Raw genomic sequence first — 23,079 nt, forward strand, 5'->3', positions numbered from 1 at the left:
ACACAAAATGGGTGTTTACCCAAGATCCCCTGTGGGAGCAAGGCTTGCTCGCGATAGCAGCCTGCCAGACACCACCAAATCCAGGATCATCCATGAGCAACCCCAAACCCCGCATCGCCCTGATCGGCGAATGCATGATCGAACTGCAACAACGCGCCGACGGCAGCCTGCTGCAAAGCTTCGGTGGCGACACCCTGAACACGGCGGTGTACCTGTCCCGCGCCTTGGGCGACAGGGGCGCGGTGGATTATGTCACCGCCTTGGGCGACGACAGTTTCAGCGATGCCATGTGTGAAAACTGGGCCGCCGAGAACATCGGGCTGCAACGGGTCCAGCGCTTGCCTGGACGCCTGCCGGGTTTGTATTGCATCCAGACTGACGCGGCGGGGGAGCGGCGATTCCTGTACTGGCGCAACGAGGCGGCGGTGCGCGATTGTTTTACCACCCCGGCCGCCGGGCCGATCCTGGCCGCGTTACTGGATTACGATGTGCTGTATTTCAGCGGCGTGACCCTGGCGGTGCTCGGCGAGCAGGGGCGTGGCAAACTCATCGAAACCCTGGTCGAAGCGCGTCGGCGCGGGGCGCTGGTGGTGTTCGACAATAACTTCCGGCCCCGGCTCTGGGCCTCGATCGAAGCGGCGCGGGCGGCGTATCGCAGCGTCTTGCCCTATGTGGAGCTGGCGCTGCTGACCGTTGAGGACGAGCAGGCATTGTTCGGTCATGCCGACAGTGAGGCGGTGTTCGCCGCCTATGCGCAGCTCGGCACGCCCGAGGTGGTGCTCAAGCGCGGTGCCGAGGCCTGCCTGATTCGTTGCGACGGCCAGCCTTATGAAGTCCCTGCCCTGCGGGTCGAGCACGTTGTGGACACCACGGCGGCGGGGGATTCCTTCAGCGCCGCGTACCTGGCGAGTCGTTTGCTGGGCGGTAGCCCGGCGGAGGCGGCCGAGGCGGGGCACCTGTTGGCGAGCCGGGTGATCCAGGTGCCGGGGGCGTTGATGCCCAAGGACTGATTACCCGCAAGCCAGAGGTGTCCTGTGGCAAGGGGGGCTGTTGTGGCGAGGGAGCTTGCTCCCGCTGGCCTGCGAAGCAGGCCCATTTTTGCGACTGCTGCGCAGCCGAGCGGGAGCAAGCTCCCTCGCCACAAGGGCGGGTTGTCAGGGCAATATCACTTCAATCCCGGTAGAACACCTGCACCAAGTGATACCCGAACTTGCTCTTGATCGGCCCATGCACCACCCGCAGCGGTTTCTTGAAAATCACCGCATCGATCACGCCGACCATCTGCCCCGGCCTGACTTCACCCAAATCGCCGCCGCGTTTGCCCGAAGGGCAGGTGGAGTATTTCTTGGCCAGCACGTCGAAAGCTTCGCCCTTGGCGATGCGTTGCTTGAGCTGTTCGGCTTCTTCGGCGGTTTTCACCAGGATATGGCGGGCTTGGGCTTTCATTGCTGCGGTGACCTGAACGGTGCGACGGGGCGGCGATTATGCCTCAAGTCAGTTGCCATGGTTGATCATCGTCCGAATCTTGTGGGCCAGCAGATCGAGGGTGAAGGGCTTGGCGACCATGTCCATGCCCTGGTCGAGGAATCCCTGGCGTTCGGCGGCTTTCTGCGCGTAGCCGGTCATGAACAGCACTTTCAACCCCGGGCGGTGCTGGCGGGCGATTTCCGCCAGTTGCCGGCCATTCATGCCCGGTAGCCCGACATCGGTCACCAGCAGGTCGATGCGCTGGTCCGATTCCAGCACGGGAAGCGCGGTCACGGCGTCCCGGGCTTCGAGAGCGGTGTAGCCCAAGGCCTGCAACAGGTCGAGCACCAGCATGCGCACGGCGGGTTCATCCTCCACCAGCAACACGGTCTCCCCGGCGATGGCCGGCGGTACGACGACCGTCTCGGGCGTCTCGGGTGGTTGGGTCGGCGAAACGTGCAAGCGCGGCAGGTACAACTGCACCCGCGTGCCTTGGCCCGGCACACTGTCGAGGTTGAGGTGCCCACCCGACTGCTGGGCAAAGCCGTAGATCATCGACAAGCCCAGGCCGGTGCCCTGGCCGATGGGCTTGGTGGTGAAGAACGGATCGAAAGCCTTGGCCAGCACGGCGGGGGTCATGCCGCTGCCGTTGTCGCTGACGGCGATCATCACGTAATCCCCGGCCTTGACCGGCTCCAGGGTGTTGATGTCCGTAGCGTCGAGATAGACATTGGCGGTTTCGACGATCAGTTCGCCGCCCTCGGGCATGGCATCGCGGGCGTTGATCACCAGGTTGAGCAGGGCGTTTTCCAACTGGCTGGCGTCGGTGTTGACCGGCCACAGTTCGCTGGCCAGTTGCAGCCGCAGCCCGATGTGATCGCCAGTGGTGCGGCTCAGCAGGTCTTCGAGCGAGTGCACCAGCTCGTTGGCGTCCAGCGGTTTGCGGTCCAGGGACTGGCGTCGGGAAAAAGCCAGCAGCCGATGGGTCAGGGCCGCGGCGCGGTTGGCCGAGGACACCGCCGCTTCGGTGAAGCGCCCGATCTCGTCAGTGCGGCCAGCGGCGATGTAGCGTTGCATCAGGTCGAGGCTGCCGAGGATGCCGGTGAGCATATTGTTGAAGTCATGGGCAATGCCGCCCGTGAGCTGGCCCACAGCTTCCATTTTCTGCGCATGGCGCAGGGCTTCCTCGGCGCGCTCGCGTTCGAACATCTCGCTTTGCAGCCGGTGATTGGCTTCGGCCAGTTGCTGGGTACGGGCAATGACGCGTTCTTCCAGTGTTTCGTTGAGGTTGCGCAGGGCCTCCTCGGTTTTCCGGCTCTCGGTTTCGTCGATCACGAAGATGTAGAAACCGTTCACCGCACCGTCCGCCCCATGGCGAGGCAGGTAGTTGATCAGCGAATGGCGCGGGCGCCCGTCGCGATGGTCCATCTGCACGGTGAAGCTGCACGGCTTGCCGGCCAGGGCATCGGCGATCTGTTGGGCGCGGGCGGCATAGGCCTCTTCACCGAGCACTTCGCGGATGGTCTTGCCGTAGAGCTCCTGCGGGGTCAGGCCGTACCAGTCCAGGTAAGCGCTATTGTTCAGCCGGAAACGCTCTTCGCGGTCCACGTAGCTGATGAGGATCGGCATCGCATTGATGATCAGCTGCAGCTCGGTCTGGCTCTGGCGCAGGGCTTGCTCGGTGCGCTTGCGTTCGGTCAGGTCCAGCGCCGCGCCAAGAAAACGCTTGGGCCGGCCGTGGCGATCCTTGTAGCAACGGCCGCGCACGTATACCCAGCGCAACTCATCGTCGGGCTGCAGCAGTCGGTACTCCTCGGCGTATTCGGTGCCGTGGGTGATGCAGTGCTTGATGCTGCGGGCAACCATCGCCCGGTCCTCGGGGTGCACGCCTTCGAGGTAGGCACTGATGGGCAACTGGCGGGACAGGCTGGGGTCGACGCCATGCAACAGGGCGAAGTGCGCATCGGCAATAAAGCGGTCTTCGCTGATGTCCCAGTCCCAGGTGCCCAGCGCGTCGGCGGCGGCCAGGGCCAGTTGCAGGCGCTCTTCGCTTTCATGTTGGGCCTTGAGGCTGGCCTCGGAGCGGCGTTCGAACTCCATGGCCAGGCGGCGTCGTTCGCTGGTCTCGATGGCGGTGACCAGGATGCCGGCGACGCTGCCGCTTTCGTCACGCACCGGGCTGTAGGTCAGGTCCAGCCAGACATCACAGAGACGGCCGGCGAAGGGCACGCGCCATTGCTGGTCGCGGCAGGAGTGTGTCTGGCCTTGCAACACACGGTGATAAATCCCTTCGGTCGTACTCTTGAGTTCGGGCCATGCTGTATGGGTCGGTCGGCCGAATGCCCGGGGGTGCTTGTCACCGGCCAGTCGGCCGAAGGCGTCGTTGTAGAGATGGGACAGCTGCGGTCCCCACAGCAAGGCCATCGCCATGGGCGAATGGAGCATGATGTCCACGGCGGTGCGCAGGCTCTGGGGCCAGTTCTGGGCAGCGCCCAGCGGGGTCAGGGCCCAGTCCATCTGGCTGATCAGGCGCTGTGTATCGCTGCCGGCGGGTGTCGCGTTCATCAGGCGACCCCTGGCTGTCGTGTCTGTGCCACGGCGTCGACTATCCTCAGAAGAGGGTACATGCGGGTGGGTCTGAAGGGGTTCATGTTCGGCTCAGCTTGTTTCATTGATGTCTCGCGGAAGTTTCAGTCCATGGAAATCGATCCGTTGTTGCGAATCCTGGCGAGCCAGAATGGTTCCGACCTTTACATGTCCACGGGTGCGCCACCGTGCGCGCGCTTCGAGGGGGTGATCAAGCCCTTGGGTAACGAGGCGTTCAAGGTCGGCGACATTGCCAGGCTCGCCGAGTCTCTGATGGACGCCGAACAGCGCCTTGAGTTCGATCGGGAGTTGGAAATGAACCTGGCGATCTCCCTGGCCGGTGTCGGGCGGTTCCGGGTCAATATCTTCAAGCAGCGCAATGACGTGTCCATGGTGATTCGCAACGTCAAGCTGGACATCCCGCGCTTCGAAGACCTGAAACTGCCTCGAGTGCTTTTAGACACCATCATGCAGAAACAGGGGCTGATGCTGTTCGTCGGTGCGACAGGCTCGGGCAAGTCGACCTCCCTGGCGGCGCTGATCGATTACCGCAATCGCAACAGCAGCGGCCACATCATCACCATCGAGGACCCGGTGGAGTATATCCATCGGCACAAGAAATCCATCATCAATCAACGGGAAGTCGGTGTCGACACCCGCAGTTTCCATGCAGCCCTGAAAAACACCCTGCGCCAGGCGCCGGACGTGGTGCTGATCGGCGAAATCCGCGACCGGGAAACCATGGAGCATGCCTTGGCGTTTGCCGACACCGGGCACCTGGTGATTTCCACCTTGCATGCCCATAACGCCAACCAGGCCCTGGACCGGGTGATCAATTTCTTCCCGGAAGAACGCCGGCCGCAGTTGCTCATTGACCTGGGCAACAACCTCAAGGCGTTCGTCTCCCAGCGCCTGGTGCGTACCCGCACCGGCCAGCGACGAGCGGCGGTGGAGGTCATGCTGGGCTCGCCGACGGTGGCCGACCTGATCCGGCGCAACGAGCTCGGCGAGCTCAAGGGCATCATGGAGAAGTCAGAGGAACTGGGGATGCAAACCTTTGATCACGCGCTGTTCAACCTGGTGGTCGAAGGCGCCATCGATGAGGAAGAAGCGCTGAAGAATGCCGACTCGGCGAACAACCTGCGGTTGCGGTTGAAGTTGCATAGCGAGTCGGGGGCGGCGGCGCCACCGGTCGATCCGGCGGCGGGTGAGTGGGGGTTGATGGATTGATTGTTTTAAAGGGAAACCGCGTTATCGTTCATCGCGAGCAAGCTCGCTCCCACAGTGGATCTGCGGTGATTGGCAGACCCATGTGGGAGCGAACTTGCTCGCGATGAGGCCCTGACGGTCAGCTCGCCAGCTCCGGCCGATCCCGAAACTGCTCCAAAGCCCCAGGGTTGGCCAAGGCATCGGTGTTCTTCACCACCTCGCCATGCACCACATTGCGCACCGCCAGCTCCACCACCTTGCCGCTGATGGTTCGCGGAATATCACTGACCGCGAGGATCTTCGCCGGTACATGACGCGGTGTGGTGTTGGCCCGGATAACCTGGCGGATCCGTTGCGCCAAGGCTTCATCCAGTGTCACGCCATCGCGCAGGCGCACGAACAGCACCACCCGGACATCGCCCTGCCATTGCTGGCCGATGGCGACGCAGTCCAGCACTTGCTCGACTTTTTCCACCTGCCGATAGATTTCCGCGGTGCCGATGCGCACGCCGCCAGGGTTGAGCACGGCATCGGAGCGGCCATGGATCAGGAAACCGCCGTGGGGCAGTTCCTCGGCGTAGTCGCCTTGGGCCCACACGCCGGGAAACTGGGCGAAGTAGGAGGCGCGAAGCTTTTCCTGCCGAGGGTCGTTCCACAAACCAATGGGCATCGCCGGGAAATGCCGGGTGCACACCAACTCACCTTTTTCACCAATGACCGGGTTGCCGGCCTCGTTCCAGACCTGCACGGCCATGCCCAGGCTCTTGCCCTGCATCTCGCCCCGGCGCACCGGCGACAGCGGGTTGCCGTTGACGAAGCACGACACAATGTCGGTGCCGCCAGACATCGAGGCCAGGCAGACATCGGCCTTGAGGTCGCGGTACACGTAATCGTAGCTATGGGGGGCCAGCGCCGAACCGGTGGAGAGCAGGGTTTTCAGACTGTCCAAACGGTGCGTCTGGCGTGGCTTGAGGCCCTCGCTTTCCAGGGCAGCGAGGAACTTGGGGCTGGTGCCGAAGACGCTGATGCGCTGCTGGTCGATCAGGTCCAGCAAGCGCTCGGGGCCGGGGTGGAACGGCGAACCATCGTAGAGCACCACCGTGCTGCCCACGGCGAGGGCCGACACCAGCCAGTTCCACATCATCCAACCGCAGGTCGTGTAGTAGAACAGCCGATCCTCGGGCCCGAGGTCGACATGCAGGCCATGTTCCTTGACGTGTTGCAGCAGCACGCCACCGGTGCCATGGACGATGCATTTCGGCACCCCGGTCGTGCCGCTGGAATACAGGATGTATAGAGGGTGATCGAAGGGCACGCTGACGAACGCCGGTTCGCCACCGCTTTGATAAAAGTCGCTCCACAAGGCGACAGCGGCCGGGGTCTTGAAGTCTTCGACGCGGGCGTCAGGCTGGGCATAAGGCAACACGATCAGTTGCTGCAGCGACGGTAGCCGTTCAAGGATTTCGTTGACCTTGGCTCGCTGGTCGATGACCTTGCCAGCATAGCGATAACCGGCGCAGGTGATCAGCACCTTGGGTTCGATCTGGCCGAACCGGTCGATGACGCCTTGGGTACCGAAGTCCGGTGACGAGCACGACCAGATAGCGCCCAGGCTGGTGGTGGCGAGCATGCCGACCAGGGTCTGCCAGGTGTTGGGCAGGCAAGCGGCAACTCGATCGCCCAGGGTGACGCCAGCGGCTTTCAGGCTTGTTTGCAGGCCAGCGACATGGGCGGCGAGTTCGGCCCAGGTCAGTTGTTCCTGGCCGCCGTTTTCGTCGAGCGCCACCACCGCGACGGCGTCATCGCGGCGGCGCAGCAGGTGCTCGGCGAAGTTCAGTGTGGCGCCAGGGAACCACTGGGCGCTGGGCATTTGCGAACCTTCCACCAACACCGCGTCGGGCGCTTGGTGAAAGCGAATCTCGAAGAAATCGACAATGGCCTGCCAGAAGGCTTCGCGCTGGTCGATGCTCCAGGCGTGCAGGGCCGGGTAGTCGTGCAGTTGCAGGTGATGTCGCGCGTTGACGAACTGGCGAAAGGCGTTCATGCGCGACTGGGCGATGCGTTCGGGGCTGGGTTGCCAGAGGATGTCGGACATGGGGTGCCTCTTATTCTTTTGTCGGGCCTGACGATCGTTCCTACGCTCTGCGTGGGAATGCCTCTGGGGACGCTCCGCGTTCCGTTCTTGGGACGCAGAGCGTCCCTGTCTGCATTCCCACGCAGAGCATGGGAACGATCAGTATCCAGTAGTGAGGGTTATTGAGCCAACCACCCACCATCGATATTCCACGCCGCGCCGCGCACCTGGCTGCCGGCTTCGCTGCACAGGAACAGCACCAGTTCCCCCAGTTGCGGCGGGGTGACGAATTCCAGGGACGGCTGTTTCTCGGCCAATAGATCGTGCTGTGCCTGTTGCGGATCGACGCCGGCGGCAATGCGATCGTCGATCTGTTTTTGCACCAGTGGCGTCAGCACCCAGCCCGGGCAAATGGCGTTGCAGGTCACGTTGCTGGTGGCGGTTTCCAGGCCGACCACCTTGGTCAAGCCGATCACCCCATGCTTGGCCGCGACATACGCCGCCTTGCCCACCGAGCCGACCTGGCCGTGCACCGAGGCGACGTTGATAATCCGCCCCCAGCCCTTGGCACGCATGCCCGGCAGGCTCAGGCGGGTGGCGTGGAACACCGAGGACAGGTTGATGGCAATGATCGAGTCCCAGCGCTCCACCGGGAAATCCTCCACGGCGGCCACGTGCTGGATTCCGGCGTTGTTCACCAGGATGTCCACGCCGCCGAACTCGCGCTCGGCGTAGGCGAGCATGTCGGCGATCTGCGCCGGGTCGCTGACATCGGCCGGATGATGACCGACCTTGCCACCGAACTGTTTCACCTCGGCGATCACCGCCGAGGCATCGCCAAAGCCGTTGAGGATCAGGTTGGCCCCGGCCTTGGCCAGGCTCAGGGCAATGCCCAGGCCGATGCCGCTGGTAGAGCCGGTGACCAGGGCGGTCTTGCCCGAAAGAGTGGTTGTCATGGGAACCTCACACAATGCCAGTGGCGTAGAACACACCGATCACCACGAAGACCGCGAGGGTCTTGATCAGCGTAATGCAGAAAATGTCTTTATAGGCTTCGCGGTGGGTCAGCCCGGTCACCGCCAGCAGGGTAATCACCGCGCCGTTGTGCGGCAGGGTGTCCATGCCGCCGCTGGCCATGGCCGCCACCCGGTGCAATACCTCCAGGGGAATGTTGGCGGCGTGGGCAGCGTTGATAAAGGTTTCGGACATCGCCGCCAAAGCGATGCTCATGCCTCCCGAGGCGGAGCCGGTGATGCCCGCCAGCAGCGTGACGGTCACTGCTTCGTTGACCAGTGGGTTGGGAATGCTCTTGAGCCAGTCGGCCAGCACCAGGAAACCCGGCAAGGATGCGATGACCGCGCCGAAGCCATATTCCGACGCAGTGTTCATCGCCGCCAGCAACGCGCCGCCCACGGCGCTCTTGCTGCCTTCGGCGAGTTTGCTGCGAATGGCCCGGAAACCGAACAGCAGGACCATGATGATGCCCACCAGCAACGCCGCCTGCACCGCCCAGATCGCGGTGAGCTTGGCGATGTCGCTGGTCACTGGCGTCGCCATGCCCGGCAGCGCCAGGCTGTGGGTCTTGCCATACCACTGGGGAATCCACTGGGTGAACAACAGGTTCATGAGCCCTACCGCCAGCAGTGGCGAAACGGCGATCCAGGGGTTCGGCAGCTTGATGTCTTCGGCGGTTTCCGGCTCGTTGCGCAACTCGGTGCCGTAGCCTTCGCCCACGCGCTGGGCCTTGTTGCGCTGGCGTTGCAGGAACAGCATGCCGAGGCTGAACACGAAGATCGTACCGATCACACCCAGCCACGGTGCGGCCCAGGCCGTGGTGTTGAAGAACGTGCTGGGGATGATGTTCTGGATCTGCGGCGTGCCGGGCAGGGCGTCCATGGTGAACGAGAACGCGCCGAGGGCGATGGTGGCCGGGATCAGGCGCTTGGGGATATTACTCTGGCGGAACATCTCGGCGGCGAACGGGTACACCGCGAACACCACGACGAACAGCGACACGCCGCCATAGGTCAGCAAGGCACAGACCAGCACGATCACCAGCATGGCCTGGCGCGTCCCCAGCAAGCGAATCGCCGCGGCGACGATGGAGCGGGAGAAGCCCGACAGCTCGATCAACTTGCCGAACACTGCGCCGAGCAGGAACACCGGGAAATACAGTTTGATGAAGCCGACCATTTTTTCCATGAACACCCCGGTGAAGGCGGGAGCTACGGCGGACGGGTCGGTGAGCAGGACGGCGCCGAGAGCGGCGATGGGGGCAAAGAGGATAACGCTGTAGCCACGGTAGGCGGCGACCATCAGCAGCGTGAGGGCTGCCAAGGCAATGATCACACTCATGGTGTGTCTCCTGGATTGTTATTGTTGTGGTGAAGCTGTGGAGGGGGCTTTAGCGAGTTTTGTGCCAGGTGTGTAACTGGCTGAAATATAAAGACTTTATTTGCTGTTTTAGGGTGAGGAGGGACTGTTTGTCTCTGTTTTGAGATTTTTTTGGGTGTGCAGGCCTCATCGCGAGCAGGCTCGCTCCCACAGTTGACCGCGTACTTCAGAAGAACCCCAATACCTGGTGGGAGCGAGCTTGCTCGCGATGAGCGCAAAGCGCTCCAAAAGCACAAGTCTATATTTTGAGAATTGAGTCTCTCTATTGAGACTCGGCAATCCCCAACGCCACCATCTTCTTGTACAACGTCGACCGTCCCAACCCCAACCGCTCGGCCGCTTCAACCACTTTGCCCCCGCATTGCGCAAGGGTGGTTTCGATCAACTGTCGGTCGAAGCGCGCCCGGGCCTGGCTGAAAGTTTCTTGCGGCAACGGTTCCAGGCTCGGGCTTGCCGTGTGGGTTACCGGTATGAACGTGCCGATGGCAGCGCGGATGTCTGGCGCCGTGAGCACCAGGTCATCACTGAGCAGCGCGGCCCGTTCCAGCACGTTGCGCAGTTCGCGGATGTTGCCCGGCCAGGCATGTTGCCGCAGCAGGTCGAGGGCGGCGTGGTTCAGTTCATGCTGGCTGCGCAGTTCTTCAAGGATCGCTTCGCTCAGGGCCGGCAAGTCCTCCAGGCGTTCGCGCAACGGCGGGACCTGGATCGGCAGCACGTTGAGGCGGTAATACAGGTCGGCGCGGAACTCTCCGCGCTTGATCGCCGCTTCCAGGTCCATGGAGGTGGCGGCGATTATGCGCACGTCGCTTTGCAGCACCTCGTTGGAGCCCACCGGTTCGTATTCCTTTTCCTGGAGCACGCGCAGCAGTTTGCTTTGCAGCGGCAGCGGCATGTCACCGATCTCGTCGAGGAACAGCGTACCGCCCTGGGCGATCTGCAGTTTGCCGGCGCGGCCCTTGCGGTCGGCCCCGGTAAACGCCCCTGGCGCGGTGCCGAAGAATTCGGCTTCCAGCAGCGATTCAGGAATCGCTGCGCTGTTGATGCTGACGAACGCCTTGTGGGCGCGCGGCGAAGCACTGTGGATGGCCTGGGCCAGCAGTTCCTTGCCGGTGCCGGTTTCGCCGAGCAGCAGCACCGGCGAATCGGCGCTGGCGCTGCGCCGGGCGCGACGCTTGACCTCAAGGCCGGCGTTGCTGGTGCCAATGAAATGGGCAAAGTTGTACTTGGTCTGGCGCGCCCGCAGCAGCGAGCGGGTGGAGGCCAGTTCTTCCTGCATGCTCAGGTAGCGCTTGAGCATCGGGGACAGGCTGCGCAACTCATCGAACAAGGCAAAGCCGATGGCACCGATCACCGCACCCGCGCTGTCGTGGATCGGCAGGCGCATCACCACCAGGGGTTCCTTGGGCGTGTCCTGCATGTCCAGCAGGATCGGGCGCCCGGTGCGCACCACTTCACGCAGCAGGCTGCCGGGAATCACGCTTTCGCACGCCCGGCCAATCGCCTCCTGCGCCGAGTTCAGGCCGAAGCGGCGGGCGTAGCGTTCGTTCATCCAGACGATATTCGCGTCACGATCGACAATCACCGTGCCTTCGCTGGACTGCTCGATGATTTCGAACAACGAACGGATCGCCAGCGTGCGGACGCGCTTGTAATCCTTGAGGCTTTCGGTGGGGTTCATGGTCGGGTCCGGATTGTGTGTTGCTTGTCAGGTCCTCATCGCGAGCAAGCTCGCTCCCACAGTTGATCTTCAGTGCGACGCAGACCACTGTGGGAGCGAGCTTGCTCGCGATGGGTGCGACACGAAGCTATGCCATGCGCCGCATTATGCCCACCCCGGATGCGCCGCCGCCAACAGCTCCTTCGTATAAGGATGCTGGGGCGAGTCGAACACGTCATGACTGGCGCCTTGTTCGACCACTTTGCCGTCCTTGATCACGATCATGTCGTGGGCCAAGGCACGGACCACCGCCAGGTCGTGGCTGATGAACAGGTAGGTCAAGTCGTACTTCTCCTGGAGCTGACGGAGCAGGGCGACGACTTGTTTCTGCACGGTGCGGTCCAGTGCCGAGGTGGGTTCGTCCAGCAGAATCAACGCTGGCTTGAGCACCAAGGCCCGGGCAATGGCGATGCGCTGGCGCTGGCCGCCGGAGAACTCGTGGGGGTAGCGATGACGGGTCGAAGGGTCGAGGCCGACCTCCTTGAGGGCCTGGATCACTCGGGCTTCACACTGTTCGGGGCTGGAAGGCTGGTGGACCTCCAGGCCCTCGCTGATGATCTGCTGCACCGACATGCGCGGGCTGAGGCTGCCGAACGGGTCCTGGAACACCACCTGCATCTGCTTGCGCCATGGCCGCAGCGCCTTGTGCGACAGCTGATCGAGGGCCTGGCCCTGGAAGTGGATGCTGCCTTCGGAGTCGATCAGCCGCAGGATCGCCTGGCCGAGCGTGGACTTGCCGGAACCGGACTCGCCGACGATACCCAGGGTCTTGCCGCGCTGGATGCTCAGGCTGATACCGTCCACGGCGCGCAAGTATTCCTTGCGCCGGAACAGCCCGCCGCCCAAGGGAAAGCTCACGCGCAGGTCCTGTACCTGCAACACGTTTTCGCGCTCGTCCCGGGGCAGGGCTTCGCCTTCCGGTTCGGCGTGCAGCAGTTCGCAGCTGTAGGGATGTTTCGGTGCGCTGAACAGGGTTTCGCAAGGCGCCTGTTCGACGATTTCTCCCGCCTTCATCACGCACACCCGTTGGGCGATGCTGCGCACCAGGTTGAGGTCGTGGCTGATCAGCAGCAAGGACATGCCGAGCCGTTGCTGCAACGACTTGAGCAGCAGCAGGATCTTGCGCTGCACGGTCACGTCCAGCGCGGTGGTCGGTTCGTCGGCGATCAACAGCTCCGGCTCGCAGGCCAGGGCCATGGCGATCATCACCCGTTGCCGCTGGCCGCCGGACAGTTGATGGGGATAGGCCTTGAGGCGTTCGGCTGGTTTCTGGATACCCACCAGGGCCAGCAGTTCCAGAATGCGCTGGCGCGCCGCCTTGCCGCCCAGGCCCCGGTGCAGCATCAGGGTTTCACCGATCTGCTTCTCGACGCTGTGCAGCGGGTTCAGCGAGGTCATCGGCTCCTGGAAGATCATCGCGATCCGGTTGCCGCGCAACTCCCGCAGCGTCTTGGCCTCGGCGCCCAGCAGTTCCTGGCCGCGATAGCGAATGCTGCCGGTGGTGCGGGCTTCTGTCTCGGGCAGCAATTGCAGGATCGAGTGGGCCGTCACCGACTTGCCGGAGCCGGACTCGCCCACCAGGGCCAGGCACTCGCCGGGGCGGATGTCCAGGCACAGGTTGCGCACCACCGTCTGGTCGTTGAAGGCCACGCTCAGGTCGCGGATTTCGATCAGGTTGTCGCTCATCTCAAGGTTCTGCTTCATGGCCGTTTCATGATCGTGGGTCGAACGCGTCTCGCAACGCCTCGCCGATAAACACCAGTAGAGAAAGAATCAGCGCCAGGGTGAAAAACGCCGTCAGCCCCAACCACGGCGCTTGCAGGTTTTGCTTGCCCTGGGCGATCAGTTCCCCCAGCGACGCGCTGCCGGCCGGCATGCCGAAGCCGAGGAAATCCAGGGCGGTGAGGGTGGAGATCGCCCCGGTGAGGATGAAGGGCAGATAGCTCAGGGTGGCGTTCATCGCGTTGGGCAGGATATGCCGCACGATCACCTTGCGGTCCGACAAGCCCAGGGCCCGGGCGGCTTTCACGTATTCCAGGTTGCGCCCGCGCAGGAACTCGGCGCGGACCACGTCCACCAGGGCCAGCCAGGAAAACAGCGCCATGATCCCCAGCAGCCACCAGAAGTTCGGCTCCACGAAGCCGGACAAGATGATCAGCAAGTAGAGCACCGGCAGCCCGGACCAGACTTCCAGCAAGCGTTGCCCGAGCAGATCCACCCAGCCACCGTAATACCCCTGCAACGCACCGGCGGCGATACCGATCAGCGTGCTGATGGCGGTCAGGGCCAGGGCGAACAGGATCGACACTCGCGCACCGAAGATCACCCGGGCCAGCACGTCCCGGGACTGGTCATCGGTGCCCAGCCAGTTCACGGTCGAGGGTGGGCTCGGGGCCGGCTGGTTGAGGTCGTAATTGGGTGTGTCGTCGCTGAACGGGATCGGTGGGAACCACAGCCAGCCGCCGTCCTTGTGGATCAGGTTCTGCACATAGCTGCTGCGGTAGTCGGCCTGGAACGGCAGCTGCCCACCAAATTCCTGTTCGGTATGGCGCTTGAACACCGGGAAATACAGCGAACCCTGGTAGCTGACCACCAGCGGCTTGTCATTGGCGATCAATTCGCCGCCCAGGCTCAGGATGAACAGGCCGATGAACAACCACAGCGACCACCAGCCCCGACGATTTTTCTTGAAACGTTCGAAGCGCCGACGGCCCAAGGGGGAAAACTTGAACATCAGGCGTTCCTCGCGGCGAAGTCGATGCGCGGGTCCACCAGGGTGTAGCAGAGGTCGCCGACGAGTTTGATCAGCAGGCCGAACAGCGTAAAGATGAACAACGAGCCGAACACCACCGGGTAGTCGCGAGACACTGCGGCCTCGTAGCTCATGCGGCCCAGGCCGTCGAGGGAGAAGATCACCTCGATCAGCAAGGAGCCGGCAAAGAACACGCTGATGAACGCCTGGGGAATGCCGGATACCACCAGCAGCATCGCATTGCGGAACACGTGACCGTAGAGCACCCGCTGTTCGCTCATGCCCTTGGCTCGCGCGGTGACCACGTACTGACGGGTGATTTCATTGAGGAACGAGTTCTTGGTCAGGATCGTCAGGGTGGCGAAGCCGCCGATCACCAGCGACGTGACCGGCAGCACCAGGTGCCAGAAGTAATCGGCGATCTTGCCCAGCGTCGACAGTGACTCGAAGTTATCCGACACCAGCCCGCGTACCGGAAACCAGTTCAGCGAGGTGCCGCCGGCGAACACCACGATCAGGAACATCGCGAAGAGGAACGCCGGCATCGCATAGCCAATGATGATCGCCGTGCTGCTCCACACATCGAATGCCGAGCCGTGACGCACCGCCTTGCGGATGCCCAGGGGGATCGACACCAGGTACGTGATCAGCGTCGCCCAGAGCCCGAGGGAAATGGTCACCGGCATCTTTTCCAGGATCAGGTCAGTGACCGTTGCGCCGCGGAAGAAACTCTTGCCGAAGTCCAGGCGAGCGTAGCTGCTGAGCATCAGCCACAGGCGTTCGTGAGCCGGTTTATCGAAGCCGTATTGTTTCTCGATGTCCTTGATCAGTTGCGGATCCAGGCCGCGACTGGCGCGGGAGCTGTTGGTCATGGTGTTGCCTGAACCGCCGACACTGGTGCCGCCGATGCCTTGCAGGTGGGCGATGGCCTGTTCCACCGGCCCACCGGGTGCGGCCTGCACGATAACGAAGTTCACCAGCAGGATAATCACCAGCGTGGGGATGATCAGCAGCAGGCGCCGCGCGATATAAGCCCACATCAATGCGGCCCTCCGGGTGTGCCGCGTTTGATGCGTTCGGCGCGCATCTGCTCGTTGGTCAATGGTGTGGTGCTCACTTCCCACCAGCTTTCGATGGCTTCGTCATTACTGGCCTGAACTTTCGGGATGCCGAAGCGGTTCCACCACACGGTCGAGCTGCCCGGCGGGTAATAGTTGGGGATCCAGTAGTAATTCCATTGCAGCACCCGGTCCAGGGCGTGGGCATGACGCAGCATGTCGGCTTGGGTGGTGGCCTTGACCAGCCCGTCGATCAGCGTGTCCACCGCCGGGTTCTGCAAGGCCATGTAGTTGTTGGCCCCCGGATCGTTGGCGGCCGCCGAGCCGAAGTAGTTGTAGAGTTCCATGCCCGGCGATGTGCTGACGGGGTAGCCGGTGATGATCATGTCGTAGTCGCGGCTCATGAGGCGATTGACGTACTGGGACGCGTCGATACGACGGATGCTCATGTCGATGCCGATTTGCGCCAGGGTTCGTTTATAGGGCAGCAGCAGGCGGTCGATACCGTTCTGGCTGTTCAGGAACGTGAAGCTCAGTGGCTCGCCCTCGGCATTCACCAAGCGGTCGCCGTCGGGTTTCCAGCCGGCCTGTTCCAGCAGCGCCAGGGCTTGCAGTTGCTTGTCGCGGATCACGCCGCTGCCGTCGGTTTTCGGGGCCTGGAAGACTTGGGTGAAGACTTCGTCGGGAATCTGTCCGCGCAACGGCTCGAGGATCGCCCGTTCGCCGGCATCGGGCAGTTCTCGAGCAGCGAGTTCAGTGTTGGAAAAGTAACTCTGCTGACGCACATAGACGTTGCGCATCATCTGGCGATTGCTCCATTCGAAATCCCAGAGCATCGCCAGGGCCTGGCGCACACGACGATCCTGGAACTGCGGTTTTTGCAGGTTGAAGACGAAACCCTGGGCGGTCTGGGGAGCCTCGGTGGCCAGGTGAGCCTTTTGCAGGCGACCGTCGTGCAGGGGCGGGCTGTCATAGCCGATGGCATAGCCGGTGGCGGAGAACTCGCGATTGTAGTCATAGGCGCCGCCGCGCAGCACCTGGCGGGCCACATCGGTGTCGCCAAAATACTCGATGCTGAAATGGTCGAAATTGTAGAGACCACGGCTGACCGGCAGGTCCTTGCCCCACCAATCGGCATTACGTTCGAAGGTAATGCTACGCCCGGAATCGACTTTGCTTACCCGGTAGGGGCCACTGCCCAGCGGGGCCTCGTAGCCGCCGCCGTTAGCGAAGTCGCGGGTCTTCCACCAATGTTCGGGAAAGACCGGCAAGGTAGCGATGTCCAGGGGCAGGGTGCGGCTTTCGTTGTTCTTGAAGTTGAAGCGCACGGTGCGCTCGTCCTCGACCACGACGTCCTTGACCGCCGCGAATTGGGTGCGATAGCGCAGGCTGCCCTGGGTCATCAACAGCTCGAAGCTGTAGCGCACGTCCTGGGCGGTAATGGGTTTGCCATCGGCGAAGCGCGCCTTCGGGTTCAGGTAGAAGCGCAGCGACAGGCCATCGTCGGCCCGCTCCATCTTCTGCGCCACCAGGCCGTAGACGGTATAGGGCTCATCCAGCGAGCGCTGGGCCAGTGGCGAATACAGCATCCCGTCGATCTGGCTGACGCCGATGCCTTTGTCGATGTAGGGCAGGATGTGGTCGAAGTGGCCGATCTCGACGGCCGAGCGGCGCAGGGTCCCGCCTTTGGGGGCCTGGGGATTGGTGTAGGCGAAGTGGCCGAAGCCTTCGGCGTATTTGGCCGGTTCGCCATAGACGGTCAGGGCATGTTGCGGTGCTGCATCGACGCCGACGGCGCCTGTCAGCAGGACCACGGCAGTCAATAGCAGGGAAGGGAACGCCAGTCGCATTGTCAGCCTTAAAGCCGGGTGATCGATGACACGATTTGTACGCGAGCGGCGCCTGGATCGCCAGCCCTTGTGGAGAAGGGATTTATCTGTGGGAGCAAGACCTGTGGGAGCAAGGCTTGCCCGCGATGGCCGCGCCACGGTCCAACAGCTAAGCCGCGTTATCGTTCATCGCGGGCAAGCCTTGCTCCCACAGCGGGGATAAATCCCCTCGCCATAATGAATCACATCACCCTTGAGTGAAGGGTATCTGTACCGGGATCAGTCCTGGCGGCTGGTGACTTCCAGCAGGTGGTAGCCGAACTGAGTCTTGACCGGGCCCTGGACCACATTGATCGGTGCGCTGAATACCACGGTGTCGAATTCCTTGACCATCTGGCCCGGGCCGAACGAACCCAGGTCGCCGCCCTGACGGCTGGACGGGCAGGAGGAGTTGGCCTTGGCAACTTCGGCGAAATCGGCGCCAGCTTCGATCTGGGCCTTGAGTTCGTTGCACTTGTCTTCGGTGGAAACCAGGATGTGGCGGGCAGTGGCTTTGGCCATGGGGGAAATTCCTTTCGCTGTAATTTAAAGGTGCTGAGCCTACCGGATTCATTGACGGGTTGTTGTCAAAATTGCGTCAAAACCATGGGCCCGGCGATCAAAGGCCGGCTTTGCGCAGGCGCTCGGCGTGGCGCAGGTAAAGCTCTGTGGGGTCTGTACCCTTGCGTGATGTGCCGGCTCCTGGGCTGATGGCCTCCATATGGTCCATTGGATAGTCGGAGCGAATGACCTTGCCCAGGTGCGAACTGAAGCGCCCGACCAGGCCGTCGTTCTGCTCGGCTTCGGTGATGAAGTAGTCGGAAAAGGCCCGGCAGAAACCCTGCAAAGGCTCCGATGCTTGCCCCGTAGCCTCGCGCAACGTACCGCTCCATGAGTAGTAGCGCACGCCATTGACCCGGTCCGGGCCGTTCCCACCCCAGCTCTTTGGCAGGCCTTGGGGGTATTTGTCGTTGAAGGCGCCCACGCCCTCAGTGGTCAACGTCGCCAGCGCCGCGACGGCGGCGGGCGATAGCTGCGCCTGCCCGTCAAGCAGCGAGATGAAATCGGCGAACAGTGTGGCGACGCCTCTTGCCACATGCCCTGGCAAGCGTCCGGGGATAAGGGCCGTGCGCAGGAAGTCGGCCAGTTCGGAACCATGGTTGGGACCGCTGACCGACGTGACCGAGGCCACTTTGTCGGGTGCCAGCGCGGCGGCATACCGGGCGGACAGCGCACCCTGGCTGTGGCCGATCAGGTTGACCCGGGCGGCACCGGTGCCGACCAGGACCCGATCGATTTGTGCCAGTAGTTGTTCGCCTCTGGCCTCGTTGCAATGGGTGGCCGACAGGTACGGGATGAACACCCGGGCACCGCCTGCGCGTAGGGCTTGTTTGATGCCATGGAAAAGTTCGAAACCGCCGATCCTGTCAAACCCGAACAACCCATGGACCAACAGGATGGGAAATTGAGTGGTTGCATTCCGTTGCATGTTCGTACCTTTTTCGAAGAGGTTCACGATGAATTTGCGACTTCACTCTAATCCAGGCCCGTAATGGGCGGTGTAGGAAGAAACCGCGCTGAACCGGGGAAACCGGAATAGAAAAAGTGGGAAGAATGGGAAATAGCCCGGCGCTGGCTAAAGGTGTAGGAGGTCTCCTATAACCCGAGTCGTTTGCAGCTACAGCTTTGAACGCCAGGGACCACCGCCGTTGTCGTCTTGTCTGGCTGTGGGTTTGGCGCGAGCGGGTTTTAATGGGGCCATCGAGCGCCGTTATGCAAACGGTGCCTTCATCCAAGGACTGGAGCCTGCACATGATCACTTATCCTTCTCTTCAACGATCCCGTTCAACCTCAGGAACAAGGCTGCCGCCACCGGTCCTGGCAGCAGCCAGGGACGGGGTGATCGACCCCGCTTGGCGCAAGGCCGTCGTTACCGTCAAGCCTTATCCAATGATGGCGTGCGGGGATGAGGTGCTGCTGCGTTGGCATGGGCTCAACAACGAGGGAGAGCCTTACCGACATGAAGTGGCCGGGTTCGTCACGGAGCGGCAAGTAGGGCGAGACGTCGTGTTTGTCGTGCGCGAACCGCATATCGCCGAGTTGGACGGTGGCTCGCTGGAGCTCTCCTACCAGGTGACGGGCAAACAGTTGCCGGCCATCCTGGTTTCGCAACACCTGCAACTGGACATCGGCGATGTATCACCGCAACTGCTGCCTGCCATTGCCAACGATGCGGTCGGTGGCAGCCTTGATCCGAGTCGGGTACCTGATGGAACGTGGGTGACGATTCGGCCCTACGCCAGGATGGCGGTCGGCGATCGGTTGATCCTGGCGGCCAGCAAGGACTCCAACGCGCTTTGGCGCGATGTGCTGGAGATAGAAGCCCATGCGGTTGGTCGTGAGGTGTTGCTCTGGGTCGATCATTCGCTGATCGCTCCCCATGTAGGACACAACCTGGCCTTGGCCTATGTCGTCAGGCGCGGACATTCGGTGCGCCGCGCCGAACCCTTGTCGTTGCACATCGGTCCTCTGCTGCGTCCTGCGTTGAAGGCACCCAGGATGCGGGAGATGAACGACGGGTGGCTGGATGTCGACGATTTGCAAGAGGGGGTGACGATTGTCATCGATGATCCCGGGCTTGAGGCGGGCGAGCTGGTCTGGTTGCAGTGCAACGGAAACTCGTCTTATGTCCTTGAACGCGAAATCACCGAGGCCACGGCAGGCCAACCGCTCGCTTTTGTGATTCCTGCGGTGTATTGGCAGGATCAAGGCGACAGGTCGGTGGCCGTGTTCTATCAGGTCGAGCGCCTGGATGACGTCAGCCAGCGTTCCGAGTGGGTGACGGTCCAGGTTCGTTCCAGTGCGCCAGGCTGAACGCAGCCTCTGTGGAAGTGAGCTTGTGTGGGAGCGAGCTTGCTCGCGATGACAGTGTGTCAGGCAACATTAATGTTGCCTGAACTGACGCCATCGCGAGCAAGCTCGCTCCCACAAGGGCCGTGCCGACCCCTGACGCCAGGGGAGGGGAACCGTCAGGCTGGCAATTGCAGCTTGCGATGGGCTTCGCGCAGCAATAGCTCGGTGGACTCCCAGCCCAGGCAACCGTCGGTGACCGAGACGCCGTAGCGCATCGACGGGCCCAGCGGCTGGCAGCCTTCGAACAGATGGCTTTCGAGCATCATGCCGACCAGGGAACGGTTTCCTTGCAGCCGTTGTTCCAGCACGTCATTGAACACCTGCGGTTGGCGCAACGGGTCTTTGCCGCTGTTGGCGTGGCTGCAGTCCACCATGATCCGGGCCGGTATCTTGAGGCGGGTCAGGTCGTGGTGTATCTGCGTGACGCTCTGCTGGTCGTAGTTCGGCCCGCGATGGCCGCCGCGCAGCACCAGGTGGGTGTCGGGGTTGCCCGGCGTCTGGATGATCGCCGGATGCCCCTGGCTGTCCACGCCGAAATGCCGATGGGGATGGGCGGCAGAGCGCATGGCATCGCAGGCGATGCCGACCCCGCCGTCCGTGCCGTTCTTGAACCCCACGGGCATGCCCAGGCCGCTGGCCATTTCCCGATGGATCTGCGATTCGGTGGTGCGCGCACCGATGGCGACCCAACTGAGCAGGTCGTCGAAGTAACTGGCGGCCATGGGTTGCAGCAGTTCGGTGGCGACGGGCAAGCCCAGTTGCAATATTTCGCGCATCAGTTCCCGGGACAAAGTCAGTCCGGCGGCCATGTCATCGCTGCCATCCAGACCAGGATCGTAGGCCAGGCCTTTCCAGCCAACGGTCGTGCGGGGCTTTTCCACGTAGGCGCGCATGACCAGCAGCATGCTGTCGCTCACTTCATGGGCCACGCGAGCCAGGTTGGCGGCGTATTCGAGGGCGGATTTCGGGTCGTGGATCGAGCAGGGGCCGACGATGACCAGCAGGCGGGAGTCCTCACCGTCGAGGATCGCGCGGATGGCCTGGCGATGGGCGCTCACTTGGTGGCTCAACGCGGTGCTGAGCGGCAATTGGTGCTTGAGTTGCACCGAGCTCGGCAGGCGCAGGGTCAGGGCTTCGTTGGCTGGGTTGAGCGTGGACAGCGGCAAAGCGGAGACGGACGAATTCATGATCTGGCTTCCTGGACGGGCAGCGGGTTCATTCCCGCGCGCCGGTCCTAGTGGGGTGTTCGACAATTGGCCGGATTGGCCCGCAATTGAGGCTTGCCACCGGTAGGTGACCGATCGGAGGCGGCAGGCTGTCCCGAGCGGTGGCTGGTAAATCGCCAGGCGGAAAAACTGTCGTAACGGTAATAAGTGGCGTAGTTCATGGCTCAATCCTCAAGTTGTCTGGTGCTGCAAATGTGTGGGGCCTGAAAAAACAAAACCCCCGGTCGGGAGGCCGACCGGGGGTTTGGAAAACTCAGGAAGGCGACCCGTTTAAAGTGGGCGCCGGTTGGGTATCAGGCGCGCCAGTGGCTAAACCAATACCCAAAATAAAAGCTGACCGGAGTTTGAACACTGTTCGCCCGGGCAGCCGCAACCGAGCGCGGGGCGCTGGCGGTTTGAAGCGGTGAGAGGGCGTTGAACATGGTCTGTCTCCGATGAATGGCCCTGAGCTTACTTGAGGACGGGGCGCCGGTTCAATCAGAAAATTCTATCGAGGGCATGCAATGGTTCGCCCCGGCTTGAGTCCGCTGGGCTTTGTGACAAACTTCAGGTTTGCAGCGCCTCCCAAGGATGACCCATGACCGCTCCAGCCTTCGCCGCCGCCCAGTCGATCTCCATCGCGGGGGACGTTCGCGCCAACCTCCTGCGTCATCAGCATTTCATGCAGGCGGCCGCTGAGCAGGGCGTGCAGTTGCTAGTGTTTCCTGAGTTGTCACTCACCGGCTACGAACGCGGCCTGGCGGCGGATCTGGCCATCCTGCCGGAGGATGCCGTATTACAACCGCTGCGCGACTTGGCCCAAGAACTCGGCCTGACCGCCGTGGTGGGCATGCCCATTCGACTGTCGGCCGACGCTCCGGTGTTGATCGGCGCGTTGGTCCTCGGTGCCGATGGCTCCCTCGGGGTGTACAGCAAGCAGCATCTGCACCCAGGGGAAGAAGTCGCCTTCGCCCCGGGCCATGGCGGCTCGATGCTGACGATGGGGCAGGATCGCATCGCGCTGGCGGTGTGTGCCGATTTCTCCCACGCCAGCCATGCTGCCGCGGCAGCCGGGCAGGGCGCTACGCTGTATGCAGCAGGCGTGTTGATTACCGAAGGTGGCTACGTGCCCGATACGACCTTGCTACAAGGCTATGCCCGGCAGCATGCCATGACCGTGCTGATGGCCAATCATGGCGGCGCCACCGGAGGCTGGGAATCGGCTGGTCGCAGTGCCATCTGGGGGCCCGGCGGTTCGCTGCTCGCGGCAGCGCCTGGCACGGGCGAGCTGTTGGTGATCGCCCGCCGCGACGTCAACGGTTGGGTAGGGCAAGTCGTGCCGGTGGCAGTGCTTGGATGAGGTGTTCATGAGCTTCGAGTGGCGTGCGGCAACGGCAGGGGACATCGACTTCGCCCGGCAGCTGACCTGCGACAACATGCTTGCTTATTACCTCAAGCATGATTTGCTCTGGCAGGACGAAGCGTTCGACTTGGCCTGGATCATTCGCCAGAACTGGATAATCAGTCGTGCCGGCCAGGCACTGGGCTTTGTCAGTCTCAGTCGTGACGCCCGGGCGTTGTATATCCGGGAGTTGCAGATCGACGAGGTGTTTCGCGGGCAGGGCGCCGGGACCTGGGCGATCGGACAGGTTTGGGACCTGGTGGGCCTGGAGCGTCGCCCGGCGCTGCGCCTGACGGTGTTCAAGGATAATCCGGCCAGGGCGTTGTACGAACGCATGGGCCTGCGTGTCGTGGGCGAGGATGAATGTTTCCTGAGGATGCAGCGAGACGCCGGTGCTTGACGCCTCGGATGTCGTGTTGATAAAGATGTGTTGT

18 protein-coding genes are annotated in these 23,079 nt (G+C 62.7%); 5 read left to right on the plus strand and 13 right to left on the minus strand.

Features of this window, described 5'->3' with window-relative positions; translation table 11 throughout:
- Positions 1-92: 92 nt before the first annotated feature.
- Positions 93-1,010, plus strand: coding sequence for a sugar kinase (locus tag QMK47_RS11665; protein WP_320390221.1), 918 nt, complete (start codon positions 93-95; stop codon positions 1,008-1,010).
- 160 nt (positions 1,011-1,170) lie between these two features.
- On the opposite strand, the gene QMK47_RS11670 is transcribed toward QMK47_RS11665, so the two are convergent.
- Complete coding sequence (locus QMK47_RS11670) at positions 1,171-1,446, minus strand: peptidylprolyl isomerase (RefSeq protein ID WP_003182808.1); 276 nt, start codon at positions 1,444-1,446, stop codon at positions 1,171-1,173.
- Positions 1,447-1,494: 48 nt separating this feature from the next.
- Positions 1,495-4,032 carry a PAS domain-containing sensor histidine kinase gene (locus QMK47_RS11675; RefSeq protein ID WP_320390222.1) on the minus strand — a complete coding sequence of 846 codons (2,538 nt, stop codon included), beginning with the start codon at positions 4,030-4,032 and terminating at the stop codon, positions 1,495-1,497.
- Positions 4,033-4,164: 132 nt separating this feature from the next.
- On the opposite strand from QMK47_RS11675, the gene QMK47_RS11680 reads away from it, so the two are divergent.
- On the plus strand, positions 4,165-5,283 hold the full coding sequence (locus QMK47_RS11680) for a PilT/PilU family type 4a pilus ATPase (protein ID WP_258690831.1): 1,119 nt from the start codon (positions 4,165-4,167) through the stop codon (positions 5,281-5,283).
- Between the two features lie 118 nt (positions 5,284-5,401).
- On the opposite strand, the gene QMK47_RS11685 is transcribed toward QMK47_RS11680, so the two are convergent.
- The 10 genes from QMK47_RS11685 to QMK47_RS11730 form a co-directional block, all read right to left on the minus strand.
- Positions 5,402-7,357 carry an acetoacetate--CoA ligase gene (locus tag QMK47_RS11685; protein WP_320390223.1) on the minus strand — a complete coding sequence of 652 codons (1,956 nt, stop codon included), beginning with the start codon at positions 7,355-7,357 and terminating at the stop codon, positions 5,402-5,404.
- 158 nt (positions 7,358-7,515) lie between these two features.
- Complete coding sequence (gene hbdH / locus QMK47_RS11690) at positions 7,516-8,292, minus strand: 3-hydroxybutyrate dehydrogenase (RefSeq protein WP_063321984.1); 777 nt, start codon at positions 8,290-8,292, stop codon at positions 7,516-7,518.
- Between the two features lie 7 nt (positions 8,293-8,299).
- Positions 8,300-9,691, minus strand: coding sequence for a GntP family permease (locus QMK47_RS11695; RefSeq protein ID WP_253473456.1), 1,392 nt, complete (start codon positions 9,689-9,691; stop codon positions 8,300-8,302).
- 301 nt (positions 9,692-9,992) lie between these two features.
- The gene (locus QMK47_RS11700) at positions 9,993-11,408 is read right to left on the minus strand and encodes a sigma-54 interaction domain-containing protein (RefSeq protein ID WP_253473459.1); all 1,416 of its coding nucleotides are present in this window, start codon (positions 11,406-11,408) and stop codon (positions 9,993-9,995) included.
- Between the two features lie 144 nt (positions 11,409-11,552).
- Positions 11,553-13,133 (minus strand): ABC transporter ATP-binding protein, encoded by a 1,581-nt coding sequence (locus QMK47_RS11705; RefSeq protein ID WP_253478483.1) that lies wholly within the window; start codon positions 13,131-13,133, stop codon positions 11,553-11,555.
- Positions 13,134-13,158: 25 nt separating this feature from the next.
- Positions 13,159-14,181: an ABC transporter permease gene (locus QMK47_RS11710; RefSeq protein ID WP_214509108.1), complete on the minus strand. Its 1,023-nt coding sequence runs from the start codon at positions 14,179-14,181 to the stop codon at positions 13,159-13,161.
- The gene (locus QMK47_RS11715) at positions 14,181-15,239 is read right to left on the minus strand and encodes a microcin C ABC transporter permease YejB (protein ID WP_253473465.1); all 1,059 of its coding nucleotides are present in this window, start codon (positions 15,237-15,239) and stop codon (positions 14,181-14,183) included. Before QMK47_RS11715 ends, QMK47_RS11710 begins: the two co-directional genes overlap by 1 nt.
- The gene (locus QMK47_RS11720) at positions 15,239-17,107 is read right to left on the minus strand and encodes an extracellular solute-binding protein (protein WP_258690833.1); all 1,869 of its coding nucleotides are present in this window, start codon (positions 17,105-17,107) and stop codon (positions 15,239-15,241) included. Before QMK47_RS11720 ends, QMK47_RS11715 begins: the two co-directional genes overlap by 1 nt.
- A 258-nt stretch (positions 17,108-17,365) precedes the next feature.
- Positions 17,366-17,647, minus strand: a complete 282-nt coding sequence (locus QMK47_RS11725; protein ID WP_003200262.1) for a peptidylprolyl isomerase — start codon at positions 17,645-17,647, stop codon at positions 17,366-17,368.
- Between the two features lie 97 nt (positions 17,648-17,744).
- Positions 17,745-18,614: an esterase/lipase family protein gene (locus tag QMK47_RS11730; RefSeq protein WP_253473471.1), complete on the minus strand. Its 870-nt coding sequence runs from the start codon at positions 18,612-18,614 to the stop codon at positions 17,745-17,747.
- Between the two features lie 410 nt (positions 18,615-19,024).
- On the opposite strand from QMK47_RS11730, the gene QMK47_RS11735 reads away from it, so the two are divergent.
- Positions 19,025-19,999 carry a hypothetical protein gene (locus QMK47_RS11735; RefSeq protein ID WP_320390224.1) on the plus strand — a complete coding sequence of 325 codons (975 nt, stop codon included), beginning with the start codon at positions 19,025-19,027 and terminating at the stop codon, positions 19,997-19,999.
- A 155-nt stretch (positions 20,000-20,154) separates the two neighbouring features.
- Here QMK47_RS11735 and QMK47_RS11740 read toward each other — a convergent pair whose 3' ends face one another.
- Positions 20,155-21,225: a 3-deoxy-7-phosphoheptulonate synthase gene (locus QMK47_RS11740; RefSeq protein WP_320390225.1), complete on the minus strand. Its 1,071-nt coding sequence runs from the start codon at positions 21,223-21,225 to the stop codon at positions 20,155-20,157.
- 616 nt (positions 21,226-21,841) lie between these two features.
- Here QMK47_RS11740 and QMK47_RS11745 point away from each other — a divergent pair.
- Both QMK47_RS11745 and QMK47_RS11750 read left to right on the plus strand, forming a co-directional pair.
- On the plus strand, positions 21,842-22,603 hold the full coding sequence (locus tag QMK47_RS11745; protein ID WP_258690837.1) for a carbon-nitrogen hydrolase family protein: 762 nt from the start codon (positions 21,842-21,844) through the stop codon (positions 22,601-22,603).
- Between the two features lie 7 nt (positions 22,604-22,610).
- A complete protein-coding gene (locus tag QMK47_RS11750; RefSeq protein WP_253473480.1) occupies positions 22,611-23,045 on the plus strand; it encodes a GNAT family N-acetyltransferase in 435 nt (144 codons plus the stop codon).
- Positions 23,046-23,079: the final 34 nt, after the last annotated feature.

Source organism: Pseudomonas sp. P9_35, assembly GCF_034008205.1.
Classification (GTDB): Bacteria; Pseudomonadota; Gammaproteobacteria; order Pseudomonadales; family Pseudomonadaceae; genus Aquipseudomonas; species Aquipseudomonas kilonensis.